This window comes from Bacteroides sp. AR29 (genome assembly GCF_900217715.1).
In the GTDB taxonomy this organism is placed as follows: Bacteria; Bacteroidota; Bacteroidia; order Bacteroidales; family Bacteroidaceae; genus Bacteroides; species Bacteroides uniformis.
Window position 1 is genome coordinate 109185 of record NZ_OBMS01000002.1, and the last position, 13900, is coordinate 123084.

The window sequence follows — 13900 nt, forward strand, 5'->3', positions numbered from 1 at the left end:
TGTTACGGCATCTGTATCTTATAGTGCTCTGACACATGCTTTGAACTGATCGCCGCGGTCCTCATAGCTCTTGAAGAGGTCGAAGGAGGCACAGCAAGGACTGAGCAACACGGTTTCACCTTTCTTTGCCAGCTTGAAGGCTGCTTCTACGGCATCCTGCATGCCGGTCTGCACGTCGGCTACGGGCAGTCCCAGACGGTCGAAGAAGGCGTGCAGCTTTTCGTTGTGCAATCCCAAATAGACCAGGGCAGAGCACTTTTCGCGTACGAGGTCTTCGATTTCCGTGTAATCGTTTCCTTTGTCTTTACCGCCGAGGATAAGTACGGTTTTGCCGGTCATGCTTTGTAGGGCATACCAGCAGGAATTTACGTTCGTAGCCTTGGAATCGTTGATGAAGCTCACGCCGCGTACGGTGGCTACTTTCTCCAACCGGTGTTCCACTCCCTTGAAGTCGGACAAGGCTTTGCGGATATATTCTTTCCGGATGCCGGCCAAATTGGCCGAGATGCCGGCGGCTAACGAATTGTATAGGTTGTGTGTGCCGTGCAGCGCCAGCTCCTCTTGCTCCATATTGAAGGCTATCGGTTCGTTGATTTCCACTTCACCGTCTTCCACGTATGCGATGGCCCCGTCTTCCTTCACGGCAGCGAACGGGTAGAGATGGGCGCGCAGGCCATGCTTGTCCAGCTCGCGCTTGATGATGGGGTCGTCGTTCCAGAAGATAAAAGCGTCTTCCGGTGTCTGGTTTTGGGTGATGCGGAATTTGGCGTCCACATATTTCTGCATACAGTGGTCGTAACGGTCCAAGTGGTCTGGTGTGATGTTCATCAGTACGGCAATGTTGGCACGGAAGTTATACATATTGTCCAGCTGGAAGGAACTCAGCTCAATGACGTAGTAATCATGCTGCTCCGTGGCTACCTGCAAGGCCAGGCTGTTGCCGATGTTGCCGGCGAGGCCGACGTTCAGGCCTGCACTCTTGAAGATGTGATAAATGAGCGAGGTGGTTGTAGTCTTTCCGTTCGAGCCGGTGATACAGACCATCTTTGCGTCAGTGTACCGTCCCGCAAACTCTATCTCAGAGATGATGGGCGTACCTTTTTCCTTTAATTTCATAATGAGCGGAGCGTCGTTGGGAATACCGGGGCTTTTCACTACTTCGTCAGCATTCAGAATCAGCTCTTCTGTGTGGTGTCCCTCTTCCCAGGCAATGCCGTATTTATCCAGCAGTTCCTTGTATTTGTCTTTGATGGCGGACATGTCGGAGACGAACGTGTCGAATCCTTTCACTTTGGCCAGTACGGCAGCGCCTGCGCCGCTTTCGCCAGCTCCTAATACTACAATTCTACTCATACTTTTTTAATTAAGAATGATGAATGAAGAATCGCTATGCAGCGAGATGATGTACAGCTAAATTCTTCATTCTTCATTCTTAGTTCTTCATTTGTTTGTTATCTAATTTTTAATGTTATAATCGTTATCGCTGCCAATACAATCGTCACAATCCAGAAGCGGATGGTGATTTTGGATTCGTGGAACAGCTTGTCCGGTTTGGTGAATACTACGCTGCATCCCGGCTCTATCAGGCTCATGGAAGTGCGGAAGTGGTCGTGTATCGGTGTTCTTTTGAAGAGACGTTGTTTCACGCCTTTCCGCTTGCCTGCCTTGTAGTAGAGGCGTTGCAGGATGACCGAAAGGTTCTCCACCAGGAAGATACCGCAAAGGATGGGTATCAGCAGTTCCTTGTGAATAATGATGGCGTATACTGCGATGATTCCTCCAATGGTCAGACTGCCCGTATCGCCCATGAATACCTGGGCCGGATAGGCATTGTACCACAAGAAGCCGATAAGTGCACCGATGAAGGCACAGATAAAGATTACCAGTTCTTCCGAGCCGGGAATGTACATGATATTCAGGTAGCCGGCATATTCAATGTGGCTCGATACGTAGGCGAGTATTCCCAAGGTCAGTCCGATAATGGCAGAGTTCCCTGCCGCCATTCCGTCCATTCCGTCATTCAGGTTGGCTCCGTTGCTGACGGCGGTAACTACGAAAATCGTGATAATCACAAACAGTATCCAACCTGCTGTCTGGGCATGTTCACCCATGAAGCCCACTAGGTCGGCATAGTCGAAGTTGTTGCTCTTGAAGAATGGGATGGTGGTCTGTGTTGCCTTGATTTCCTTGGCGGCATGCACCACTTCTATCTGTCCGTCCGGTTTCTCTATTTCTATGTTCTCGCGGATAACCACCTGCGGACTGAGGTAGAGAGTCAGTCCGACGATAAGTCCCAAGCCTACCTGACCGATGATTTTGAACTTACCGTGCAGGCCTTCCTTGTCCTTCTTGAATATCTTGATGTAGTCGTCGGCAAAGCCCAGCGACCCCAGCCAGATTGTGGTAATCAGCATCAATATCATATAAATATTGCTCAATTTGCCCAGTAGTAGGCAAGGAATGAGTATGGCAAAAATAATGATGACACCGCCCATGCTGGGTACTCCCACCTTGTTTACGCCGAACGGGTCGATGCTGGCATCACGTTGCGTTTCAGTAATCTGCTTGCGTTTCAGTAGATTGATGAACTTATCTCCCCAGATACTCGAAATGAGCAATGCCAGAATGATTGCCATCAACGAACGGAAGGATGTATAGCCAAACATGCCCGCACCGGGGAAGTCATATTTGTCTAACCATTGAAATAAATAGTATAACATGATGTTAATTATTTAATTGTTTAATGTGCTAATGTGCCAATATGCTAATTGATAGTCTGGTATATCTGCTGGTAAAGGAATGAATATCCTACATGACGCATGGCAATTAGCACATTGGCATATCAGCACATTATTTCATTTAATATCTCTTTGTCGTCAAAATGGTGTTTCACGCCTTTAATCTCCTGATAATTCTCATGCCCCTTGCCTGCAACGAGAATCACGTCTCCCGGCTGTGCCAGCATGCAGGCTGTCTTGATGGCTTCGCGGCGGTCGGTGATGCTGATGGTTTTCTGCATGTCGTCTTTATCCAGTCCCGCCAGCATGTCGTTGATGATGTCCTGCGGCTCTTCAAAGCGCGGGTTATCGGAGGTGATGATGACCCGGTCGCTCAAGCGGGCGGATTCTTTGGCCATGATGGGACGCTTGCCTTTGTCGCGGTTGCCGCCGGCGCCCACAACGGTAATCACTTTCCCTTTTCCTTCCAGCACTCCGTGAATGGCGTTCAATACATTGACCAGGGCGTCTGGAGTATGCGCATAGTCCACAATGGCGGTGTAGCCTTTCGGTGAACGGATGGCATCGAAGCGGCCGGTTACCGGATGCAGCGTGCTGAGGGCAACCAGTACATCCTCTTCTTTCTTGCCAAGCAATACGGCAGTACCGAATACCGCCAGCAGGTTGTAGGCATTGAACTTTCCGATGAAACGTACTGCCAGTTCGTGATTGTTGAAGTCGAGCAACATTCCCTCGAAATGAGACTCCAAGACTTTGCCTTTGAAGTCGCTAAGACTACGCAAAGAGTAGGTGTATACCTTCGAACGGGTATTCTGCGTCATCACAAGTCCGTTCTTGTCATCCAGGTTGGTCAGGCTGAAAGCTCCTTTTGGCAGTTCGTCGAAGAACTTTTTCTTGGCTTTGAGGTAGTTCTCCACCGTTTTATGATAATCCAGATGGTCGCGGGTCAGATTAGTGAAAATACCGCCGGCAAACTTCAGACCGCTGATGCGCTTCTGGGCAATGGAATGGGAACTGACTTCCATGAAGGCATACTTGCAGCCGGAATCTGCCATTTCTCCGAGCAGGCGGTTCAGGGTTATCGGGTCCGGGGTGGTGTGTTCGGTCGGTACGGGCAGGTCGTCGATGTAATTGCATACAGTGGAAACCAGTCCGACCTTGTAGCCGAAATAGCGGAAAGTATTATATAATAAGGTGGCAACGGTTGTTTTTCCGTTGGTTCCGGTCACGCCGATGAGTTCCATCTTGGATGTAGGGTCACCATAGAAAGTGGTAGCCACTTTCCCTACGGCATCTTCACTGTCTTTCACCTGAATGTAGGTGATGCCGGCCTTAAGCTCTTCCGGCAATTCTTCACACAATACTGCAACAGCCCCTTTATCGATGGCAGCCGGAATATAGGCATGCCCGTCGGTCTGCGTACCACGCATGGCCATGAACAGATGTCCGGTTCCTATCAGGCGGGAATCTATATTCACCCCCGTTATCTCCATGCTTGTACTTCCGGTAATCCGGACCGGCTGTATTGTTTGCAACAAATCACTTAATCTCATACCTTATTATATATAGTGTATATCCAAATCTTGTTTATTCTCATGTTAACGTAGTGTCAGGGCTATGGTTTGTCCTTTCACTATCCGGCTACCGCTTGCTATGGACTGGTTCCTCACCCGTCCTACGCCGTTTAGCCTTACTTTCAGTCCTTTACTCTCTAAAAGGTAGACAGCATCTTTCGCTCCCATACCTACCACGCTGGGCACGGTGCCCGAGGCCGGTTCCTGGTCTTGCAGGATGACTGCCGACGGAGCAGCTTGTGTATGTCCCCACTGTTCCTTTTTCTTTTGTCCAGAGAACTGTTTCTGAACGGGCACTTTCAAATCATTCAGTACAAGGAGTGCTTCGTTCATCTCTCCGGCTTTCACGGGAGGAATCACATTGGTGGTACTGTCTATGGCACTGCGTATGTCAAAACGCAGGTCTTTGGCATAAACTCTTTCTGCTATTTTCCCGAAGACACTACCTGCCATCAGACCGCCTGAAGCTGGTAACCCAGGCTTCTGGATGGAAACGATGCAACTGTATTTGGGTGCTTCCGAGGGGAAATATCCGCAGAAACTTACAAGGTAGTTCACCCGTCCCGACTTATATCCGGCGGCTCCTTGTGAAATCTGTGCCGTACCCGTCTTGCCCGATACAGAGAACTGCTTGCTGCCGGCGGGTTTTGCCAATCCTTGCGATACCACTTTCCGAAGGATTTCGCGGATTTGTGTCAGGGTATGGTCGGAGCATATCTTGGGATTGATTACTTCCGTAGGATATTCTTTCACTACCTCACCGTCCTTTACCGCTGCTTTCACAAATTTGGGGCGTACCATGACCCCGTTGTTGGCTATGGCATTGTAGAAGGTCAGTATGTTTATGGGAGGTACCTGGGTTTCGTAACCGATACTCATCCACGGCAAAGTCGTTTTGGCAAAATAACGCTCTTTAGGCCCTTTGATGTTGGGTTTCCCTTCACCGGGTATTTGCAGATGAAGCGGTTGGTCGATGCTCATGCGCTTCAAACCGTCCACGAACTTCTGCGGATTATCCTTGTAGTGCTTGTCGATGAGGTAGGAGACGCCCACATTGGAAGAAACTTCCAGAATACGTGTCACATCTATCTTTCCATAACCTCCCCGGTGCCAGTTGTGGTCTCTCATCTTGCTGCCGTACATATTCATAATACCGTTGCCCGTGTCTACCTCGGTATCCGGGGTTATCTTGCCATCTTCCAGTGCCACCATAATGGAGGCTGTCTTGAAGGTGGAGCCCGGTTCCAACATATCGCTGATGGCATTACTGTTCATTTCGTAGTAATTGCCGTCTCCGGCTTTCATCATGTTGACAATGGCCTTTACTTCTCCGGTAGCCACTTCCATCAGTACGGCTACCCCGACGTTGGCATTGATTTCCTTCAACTTGTCCACCAGGGCTTTTTCGCAGATGTCCTGCATGCCTACGTCGAGGGTGGATATGATGTCACAACCGTCTACCGGGGGAAGGTCTACGATATTCAGGTATTTGTTCATCACCTTCTGACGGTGGGTAATACCGTTCCGTCCTTTCAGCAGGGTGTCGAAGGCCAGTTCAATGCCGTTACGGGCTCCCATGGCTGTATCGGCATAGAGACGGCCCAGGGTTTGGGCTGCCAAAGAACCGAACGGCTTTTTACGCTGGTTGTATATCTGTTCGTGGAACCCCCCTCTGTACTTGTTCATCTTGAATACGGGTAACCGCTTGGCTTCCTTATACTGAATGTAAGAGATGCGCCGGTTGCGGTTGGGAAGAATGTTGTAGTTCCGGCTCTTCATCTCCCGCCCCTTGCGCAGATGGCTTTTGAAGGTGGCGGCGCTGATGTCCGGAAAAATCTGATGAAGCCCGATACAGATGGAATCGAAATTGGCTTTCCAGATAGAATCCTTGCGCTGCTGATCCTTTTTGCGGCGCTTCTCGTCCCTTTCGCCGGACATGAAGTCCATATATATTTTATATTCCGGCAGCGAACTTGCCATCAGTTTGCCATCCGAGGACAGGATATTTCCCCGGTTGGGCTTCACCGTTACATTCTCTTTTACGAAGCGGTCGGCTACATCGTGCCAGTACTGTCGCTCGGCAAACATAATCATGGCGCCTTTCACAACAATAGCTATCCCCACCAGCCCCATGAGTAGGACGACGAAGAAGTAACGGGTCATTATGTTTTTTTTATTTACAGCCAATGTTATTTACGATTTAACGATTTACGATGTACTATTGAAATTACTTTAATCCTCAATTCTCCATTATTTTAGTAAGTACGGTGGATTAGTGGAAGTCTGCAAATCGCTTTCTTTGGTGGCGATGTATTCCTCGATGCGCGATTGGCGGCTCCGCTCCATCAATTCCGAACTGCGTGTCAGGGCATCGTACTTGATGTCTATCAGCTCTTTTTTAAGATTGTCTATCTCTATCAGTTGCAGTTGGCATTCGTAACGGTTGTTGATGTAAATAATGATAAGCACCATGATAAGGAACAACAATCCGGCTTGGCGGCGGAAGAAGTCTGTGGCCAGAATGTCGCCTCCGATGATGTTCTTCAGTGAGGTGCGTTTTTTCACCTTTTCCGTATTCTTTTCTTCTTGCTTCTTTTCCATTGCTAGTCACTAATCATTCATTACTCTTTCTGCAATTCTCAGCTTGGCGCTGCGCGAACGCGGATTGCGCTCTATCTCTTCCTCGTCCGGTACAATCACTTTGTTGTTGACTAGCCGGAACGGGGTCAATACGTTCCCGAAAAAATCTTTTTCGGCCTTGCCTTCCACGTTGCCGGTTTTCATGATATTCTTCACCATACGGTCTTCCAGGGAGTGATAGGTTATCACCACCAGGCGGCCTCCCGGCTTTAGCGCTTCTGTTGCCGCATACAGCATTTCTTTCAGTGCTTCCATTTCCTGGTTTACCTCAATGCGCAATGCCTGGAATACTTTTGCCAGTTCTTTCTTCTCGCGTTCGCGGCCGAAGAGTGGTTTGACGATTTCCAGAAATTCGCCGATGGTGGCAATTCTCTGCGTAGCCCGTGCCTTAACGATGACAGATGCCAGTTTCCGGCTGTTCTTCAGCTCGCCGTACAGATAAAAAATATCGGCCAGCTTTTCTTCTTCGTAGGTATTCACGATGTCGGCAGCGGTTAGGCCGGCACGCTTGTTCATACGCATATCCAGTGCCCCGTCGAAGCGGAAGGAGAATCCCCGTTCGCTGTCATCAAAGTGATGGGAAGATACGCCGAGGTCGGCAAGTATGGCATCCACTTTTTCTATGCCGTGATAGCGTAGGAAGTTGTGCAGGTAGCGGAAGTTGCTGCGTACGAATGTAAAATGCGGGTTGTTCACAATGTTACGTTCCGCATCCTCGTCCTGGTCGAAGCTCAGCAGCCGGCCGCCGTCTTCCAGGCGGGACAGTATCTCGCGCGAATGTCCTCCTCCACCAAACGTTACGTCTACATACGTGCCGTCCGGACGGATGTTCATTGCATCTACGCTCGGCATCAGCAATACGGGGATGTGATATGTTGTTTCTTCTTTCATCATCTGTTGTTTATAGCTTATTTTCGTCACAACAAATATTTTCGTCTCCCAGCAGTTCTTCAAGAGCCTCGCTGAACTCGTCGGGGTTCATGAATGGTTGGTCGGCACGTTCCTTAGCCCAGATTTCTATTGTGTTGTCCACACCAATGAAGCGGACATCACTTTGTATACCCGCCATTTGCAGGTAACGTTTTGGGAGCAGGATGCGTCCGTTCCCGTCAGGGGTCATGACTTCCGCGTCACTTACGAACTGGCGGAAAATCATTTGTTGTTTGGCGTTCCATTTATTCAGCCGGCAGCGAAGTTGGTTTTGAGTGGCAAACCATACACTTTCCGGGTAGAGCACCAGGCAATCCTGATACACGTCCTTACGCAACACGAGTCTTTCTTCAGAAGCGGCTTGCAGCTGTTTCCGGAAGGTGGCCGGGATGAAAACTCTTCCTTTTGCATCCGCCTTAGCCTCGATATTACCTAAAAATTGTATCATTTCTCACCTTATTATAATAAGCGACGGTAAAAATACACATTTCCCCACAATTCCCCACAATCTTTTAACTAAAATCTTAGGAAGAAGTTTTCAACACCTTGTTGATAGCTTATTCATTTGATAATGAAGCTGCTTTTGAAACGCTTTGCTGGTGGGGGATTCGTGTAGTCTCTTTTGAAAAGATTCGGTTGAGGATGACGGTCTTTGGTTTGAAAGTCGCTTGTTGGTGGAATGGTGTCTTGGGTGGGAAACTTCTTTCCCAGCTTTGCGGATATCTAAACCAAGACTTGGTTTCTCTATCCCCAGGCTTGGTTTGGAAAAACCAAAGTTTGGGATAAAGCTCTTTCTTAACTCTTTCTTGTTTTAGTATTAACTTCTGAAACTTTTTTTGTTAACTTCCCGTCTATTTTGTGAACGTTACTACTTACCGGAAGATGATGGGAGGGAGGAGTGATAATATTCCCCCTGGAGTGGTTGATTATTACATTCATCCACAGAATCCAGGGGGGATAAATGTTTTTTTACTGTATGCTGTTCAGCAAGTCTAGCTTGCCCTCGTTCACCAGTTTTAGAATGAGTTCGCCAAACAATGTGTTTTGCCATGCAAACCAGGCGCGGGTGAACTTGGCGGGATTGTCTTTGTGGAAAGACTCGTGCATAAAGCCGGTTCCGGCTTCTGTATCCATCAACATCTTCACGCAAGTTTTAATCTCTTCATCGTTCTGGCTTGTGAAGGCTTTCATCATGATGCTCATCGGCCAAATCATGTCGTAGCCGATGTGCGGACCTCCAATGCCTTCGCCTGCCGTACCTTTGAAGAAGTATGGGTTATCCTCGCTCCATACGAAACGACGGGTGTTCTGGTAAATAGGATCGTTGATGTCCACATCGCCCAGATAGGGCAGTGCGATAAGGCTCGGTACATTGGCGTCGTCCATCAGAAGGTGGTTGCCGAAACCGTCTACCTCGAAGGCATAGATGGTGCCGTATTTGGGATGGTTGTAGGTAGCGTATTTTCGTAGGGCGGTTTCTACTTCTCCAGCCAGGTCGGTACATTCTTTTGCAAGCTCCGGGCGGTTATTGACTTCAGTCAGAATCTCGGCTGCCTTACGCAGCGAAGATACGGCGAAGAAGTTGGAGGGTATCAGGAATTGGAAGGTGGTGGCGTCATCGGAAGGGCGGAAAGAAGATGCAATCAGTCCGACCGGTTTCACCGGATTGCCCCAGCCGTCGTTGGTCATCGTGTCCAGTGCGCGTTCAGTTACCCGCTGGAAATGGTAGGAACCGCGTCCGTCACGGCGCTGTTGGTCGCGGAAGGTGGTCAGGATGTTTTGGATTGCTTTTATCCACTCGGCATCGAAGATGCTTGTATCACCGGTCGTTTTCCAGTAATGGTAGGCAAGGCGTAGCGGATAACACAGTGAATCGATTTCCCATTTACGCTCGTGCACCTCGTCGTTCATGTCGGTAAGGTCGGTTTTCCAGTGTCCGTCGGGGATGGGGCCGTCGTTGAAGGCGTTGGCAAACGGGTCTACATTAATCAGCTTGAATTGGCGGTTGATGACTCCTGCAAGCATCGTCTTCAGTTCCTTGTCTTCATTGGCCAGCTGTACGTAGGGCCACACCTGCGCACCTGAGTCGCGGAGCCACATGGCATGGATATCTCCGGTGTAGACAAATGTGTCGGGCTTCCCGTCTTTCTTGTCCTTGCGGAAATGGACGGTGGTGTCCAGCGTGTTGGGAAAGCAGTTAGTGAACATCCATGACAGCTTCTGATTTTTCAGCAGCTGCTGTATCCGTTGAATTTGTTCTTCTACGGCTTTGGAACGGAACAGTCGTTTTGATTCTACCGGTCGGTTGTCTTTCTTGATAGCGTCGGAGGCGCATACGTGGTTACTCATGGCCGGCTGTACGGCAAAAACGGCAGGAGTAGCCATTGTCATTGCTGCAAATGTGCAGGCTGTAATGATTGTCTGTTTCTTCATGTTGTTTATTAATTACTCGGTTTTTCTTTAGGTATCTTGGTTTGTGTCCCATGATTGCCCAAAGATAAGCATATTTACTTTTTTATCCGGCCAATTAATAAACAATTCTTAGGTTGCCGTATTCTCTTATCTGAAATCTTTCAGGTCCTGCTGCAGTTTCTGGCGGGTAAAGAAGATGCGGCTCTTTACTGTTCCAAGTGGGAGGTTCAGCTTTTCTGCGATTTCACGGTACTTGAAACCGGAGACATGCATGGAGAAAGGTATCTTGTACTCACGTGGCAAGGCATTGACAATGCGGTGCATTTCCTTCAGGTCGTAGGCGCCTTCTGTGCTGTCGAGTGTGAGGTCGTGCGGCGTGTTCAGATGATAGAGATTGTCTGTGGTATCTACAAATGTCTGGTCACGTACCACTTTACGGTAATTGTTGATGAAAATATTACGCATGATGGTATATATCCATCCTTTAAAGTTGGTATCAGGTGTGTACTTCTCTTCATTGTCCAGAGCTTTCAGGGATGTCTCTTGAAGCAGGTCGTTGGCCTCTTCGCGGTCGGAGGTTAATTTATATGCAAAGCGTAATAAGTCGTTTTGAACTCCGAGTAGGTCTTGGGTAAATGTTCTATTATTCATAATGGATGTTTTTTAAATTATTGTTCGTTTTATTGATGATGCAAAGCTACGGATGATTTCTCTTTTTGATAGACGGAAATCAAACTCTCTTTGGGGTAAAATCTAACAATTGGCAGTTTTCGGGTGGCTTTGGTTAGCTTTCAGTGCCTCGGATAGGTGGAAAAGTGGGATGTAGCCAGAGATTGCTATCCTGATTTTTGTAAATAATATTGTCGCAAAGCGTAACGGCTTGAATGAGTTTGTGTACGAAATACAAGGGGCGAGACCATGAAAGGCAGACGCGGGATTGTCCCGGCCTGCCTTTCTCTCTTTTGATACAACTAAAATCTGTACTCTTCTTAATTTATGGAAATCACTGGTTTTATATGCTGAGTGCTTAAACAAAATCCTTCAAGTCTTGTTGTAGTTTTTGGCGGGTGAAGTAAATGCGGCTCTTTACCGTGCCTAAGGGCAACCCTAGCTTCTCTGCAATTTCGCGGTATTTGAAGCCGGAGACATGCATGGAGAAGGGAATCTTGTACTCCCGTGGAAGGGCGTTGACAATGCGGTGCATCTCTTTCAGGTCATATGCGCTTTCTGTGCTTTCAAAAGCGGCGTCGCGCGGCAGGTTCAGGTGATAGAGATTGTCCGTGGTATCCACGAAAGTCTGGTCACGCACCACTTTGCGGTAATTGTTGATGAAGATATTGCGCATGATGGTGTATATCCATCCTTTGAAATTAGTATCGGGCGTATACTTCTCTTCGTTATCCAGAGCTTTCAGGGATGTTTCCTGCAAGAGGTCGTTGGCTTCTTCACGGTCGGAAGTAAGTTTGTATGCAAAACGCAATAAATCGTCTTGAACTCCGAGCAGGTCTTTTTTAAATGTTATATTGTTCATATGTGCTATGTTTTTTTTCGTTAATCTTGATATTGCAAGTTTACGGAAGTTTTCTCTTTCAGGCAGACGGATTTCAAACATACTTTAGGGGAAAAACTATCAATTGACAGTTTTTAGGTGCTATTTGATAGATTTCGGGTGCAGTTTTCTGTCATTTTTTTGCGATTAATTAAAAAGATGAGTTAATTTTGCGCATTCATTTCATCAAAAGAAGAATGGCTGACGACTCTTTATTTTTGATTGACATAGACAAGATACTTCGGGAAAAGGCTCCGAAGCAGTCTAAGTATATCCCCAAGTTCGTGGTTTCTTATTTGAAGCACATCGTTCATCAAGAGGAATTGAATGTCTTTTTGCGGGAGTCGAAAGATAAAGTCGGTGTAGATTTCCTGAAAGCTTGTCTGGAGTTCCTTGATGCCAATATTGTGGTAAAGGGGGAGGAAAATCTGCCTAAAGAAGGGCTTTATACTTTTGTGTCCAACCATCCCCTGGGTGGGCAGGATGGAGTGGCACTGGGTTATGTCCTGGGCTCCTTTTATGGTGGCAAGGTGAAATATATGGTCAACGACCTGCTGATGAACCTGCACGGACTGGCGCCGCTTTGCATCCCCATCAACAAGACGGGAAAGCAGGCCAAAGACTTCCCCAGAATGGTGGAGGCGGGATTTGCTTCGGACAATCAGCTCATCATGTTTCCCGCAGGGCTTTGTTCGCGTAGGCAGAATGGGGTCATCCGTGACTTGGATTGGAAAAAGACCTTTATCGTGAAGAGTGTCGAAGCCCACCGTGATGTAGTTCCCATCCACTTCGAGGGGCGGAACTCCAACTTCTTTTATAATCTTGCCAATTTTTGTAAGATGTTGGGCATCAAGTTCAATATCGCCATGCTTTACCTGGCAGATGAAATGCTGAAGAATCGCCATAAAACATTTACCATCACCATAGGGAAGCCTATCCCCTGGCAAACTTTCGACAAATCGAAAAGCCCGGCCGGATGGGCGCAATATGTGAAGGATATTGTATATAAATTGTAGAGAGACCGTATTTATATTAAAGAAGAACTACTAACAGAAAAATATGGAAGATGTTATTGCACCGATAAGCAAGGAGCTGTTGAAAGCGGAGTTGACTGAGGAAAAGCGTCTGCGCATGACCAATAGAAGTCATAATCAGATATATATCATTACTGCCCAAGACTCTCCGAATACAATGAAGGAGATCGGCCGTTTGCGCGAGATTGCATTCCGTGCTGCGGGAGGAGGAACGGGCAAGTCTATGGATATTGATGAATATGACATCATGGACAACCCGTACAAGCAGTTGATTGTCTGGAATCCGGAAGCAGAAGAAATTTTGGGTGGATACCGTTATATCTTAGGTACGGATGTGCGTTTTGATGAACATGGTGCCCCTATTCTGGCAACTGCCCATATGTTTAACTTTTCGGATAAGTTTTTGAAGGACTATCTTCCTACGACCATCGAGTTAGGACGTTCGTTCGTTACGTTGGAGTATCAGTCTACGCGTGCAGACAGTAAAGGTCTGTTTGCGTTGGATAATCTGTGGGATGGTTTGGGCGCACTGACCGTAGTCATGCCCAATGTGAAGTATTTCTTCGGAAAGGTGACTATGTATCCCAGCTATCATCGTCAGAGTCGTGATAAGATTCTTTATTTTCTTCGGAAACACTTTGCGGATAAGGACAACCTGATTACTCCGATGAAGCCGTTGCTTCTGGAATCGGACGAGAATGAATTGGCGGCTCTCTTCTGTAAAGACTCTTTTAAGGAAGACTATAAGATTTTGAATTGTGAAATCCGTAAGGCGGGGTATAATATTCCCCCGCTGGTGAATGCCTATATGAGTCTCAGCCCTACCATGCGTATGTTCGGTACAGCCATCAATTACGGTTTCGGAGATGTGGAGGAAACGGGTATCCTAATTGCCGTGGACGAGATTTTGGCAGAAAAGCGCATTCGCCACATCGAGTCGTTCATAGCGAGCGAACCGGAGGCGTGCAAGCTTACGTCGGGAGCAAATAAGGTTGTATCATAGGACTATCCGGAGGAATGTTT

General features: G+C 47.7%; 12 protein-coding genes. 2 read left to right on the forward strand and 10 right to left on the reverse strand.

What is annotated here, in order from left to right; all coding sequences use genetic code 11:
• Window positions 1-18: 18 nt before the first annotated feature.
• From murD to CSD97_RS00455, 10 genes are all read right to left on the reverse strand, one after another.
• Complete coding sequence (gene murD, locus CSD97_RS00405) at window positions 19-1353, reverse strand: UDP-N-acetylmuramoyl-L-alanine--D-glutamate ligase (RefSeq protein ID WP_057097762.1); 1335 nt, start codon at window positions 1351-1353, stop codon at window positions 19-21.
• 98 nt (window positions 1354-1451) lie between these two features.
• The gene (gene mraY, locus CSD97_RS00410) at window positions 1452-2720 is read right to left on the reverse strand and encodes a phospho-N-acetylmuramoyl-pentapeptide-transferase (RefSeq protein WP_005830392.1); all 1269 of its coding nucleotides are present in this window, start codon (window positions 2718-2720) and stop codon (window positions 1452-1454) included.
• Window positions 2721-2842: 122 nt separating this feature from the next.
• Window positions 2843-4291, reverse strand: a complete 1449-nt coding sequence (locus CSD97_RS00415) for a UDP-N-acetylmuramoyl-L-alanyl-D-glutamate--2,6-diaminopimelate ligase (protein ID WP_009037699.1) — start codon at window positions 4289-4291, stop codon at window positions 2843-2845.
• 45 nt (window positions 4292-4336) lie between these two features.
• Window positions 4337-6475, reverse strand: a complete 2139-nt coding sequence (locus tag CSD97_RS00420; protein ID WP_061411071.1) for a penicillin-binding transpeptidase domain-containing protein — start codon at window positions 6473-6475, stop codon at window positions 4337-4339.
• 87 nt (window positions 6476-6562) lie between these two features.
• The gene (locus CSD97_RS00425; protein ID WP_005830386.1) at window positions 6563-6913 is read right to left on the reverse strand and encodes an FtsL-like putative cell division protein; all 351 of its coding nucleotides are present in this window, start codon (window positions 6911-6913) and stop codon (window positions 6563-6565) included.
• 9 nt (window positions 6914-6922) lie between these two features.
• Window positions 6923-7843 carry a 16S rRNA (cytosine(1402)-N(4))-methyltransferase RsmH gene (rsmH, locus tag CSD97_RS00430; RefSeq protein ID WP_008662693.1) on the reverse strand — a complete coding sequence of 307 codons (921 nt, stop codon included), beginning with the start codon at window positions 7841-7843 and terminating at the stop codon, window positions 6923-6925.
• Window positions 7844-7853: 10 nt separating this feature from the next.
• Window positions 7854-8330, reverse strand: coding sequence for a division/cell wall cluster transcriptional repressor MraZ (gene mraZ, locus CSD97_RS00435; protein WP_005834563.1), 477 nt, complete (start codon window positions 8328-8330; stop codon window positions 7854-7856).
• 521 nt (window positions 8331-8851) lie between these two features.
• A complete protein-coding gene (locus CSD97_RS00445) occupies window positions 8852-10273 on the reverse strand; it encodes a glycoside hydrolase family 125 protein (RefSeq protein WP_085931532.1) in 1422 nt (473 codons plus the stop codon).
• A gap of 168 nt (window positions 10274-10441) precedes the next feature.
• Complete coding sequence (locus tag CSD97_RS00450) at window positions 10442-10945, reverse strand: RNA polymerase sigma factor (RefSeq protein ID WP_008662696.1); 504 nt, start codon at window positions 10943-10945, stop codon at window positions 10442-10444.
• Between the two features lie 376 nt (window positions 10946-11321).
• The gene (locus CSD97_RS00455) at window positions 11322-11825 is read right to left on the reverse strand and encodes an RNA polymerase sigma factor (protein WP_008662699.1); all 504 of its coding nucleotides are present in this window, start codon (window positions 11823-11825) and stop codon (window positions 11322-11324) included.
• Window positions 11826-12040: 215 nt separating this feature from the next.
• Between CSD97_RS00455 and CSD97_RS00460 the strand changes: the two genes are divergently transcribed.
• The gene (locus tag CSD97_RS00460; protein WP_005830371.1) at window positions 12041-12859 is read left to right on the forward strand and encodes a 1-acyl-sn-glycerol-3-phosphate acyltransferase; all 819 of its coding nucleotides are present in this window, start codon (window positions 12041-12043) and stop codon (window positions 12857-12859) included.
• 43 nt (window positions 12860-12902) lie between these two features.
• Window positions 12903-13880 carry a GNAT family N-acetyltransferase gene (locus tag CSD97_RS00465; RefSeq protein WP_005830370.1) on the forward strand — a complete coding sequence of 326 codons (978 nt, stop codon included), beginning with the start codon at window positions 12903-12905 and terminating at the stop codon, window positions 13878-13880.
• Window positions 13881-13900: the final 20 nt, after the last annotated feature.